The following is a 277-nucleotide window of genomic DNA, read 5'->3' on the forward strand; positions in this document are numbered from 1 at the left end:
TCTAGTTCTAAAGGTAGCATACGACATAGAACAGCCAGGCTGCAAGCAAGCTCCTTCTAAGGGCGAGGAAAGCACCCTCCGGTCTGGTGAAGCATGGCGTCGATCTCGTCGCCTTCCTCCATCTCCAGCTCATCAGGGGTCTGCTCACCACGGAGCCTACGACCATCGAAAAGGAAAGCAATGGAGTTGAGATCCACAGACTGACGGTCGCAGTAGGCGTTCATCAGCTTCTTCAGCTGTGTCGATCTCTTGATGCGGAAGAAAACCTCATTGCCAT

1 protein-coding gene is annotated in these 277 nt (G+C 53.1%); it reads right to left on the reverse strand.

Annotated elements, in window-relative coordinates:
* Positions 1-56: 56 nt before the first annotated feature.
* Positions 57-277: small ubiquitin-related modifier (locus QWY29_RS20375; RefSeq protein ID WP_300963047.1), on the reverse strand; the 221-nt coding region annotated here is incomplete at its 5' end.

Origin of the sequence: Nocardioides abyssi (assembly GCF_030412915.1) — a bacterium.
Taxonomy (GTDB): Bacteria; Actinomycetota; Actinomycetes; order Propionibacteriales; family Nocardioidaceae; genus Nocardioides; species Nocardioides abyssi.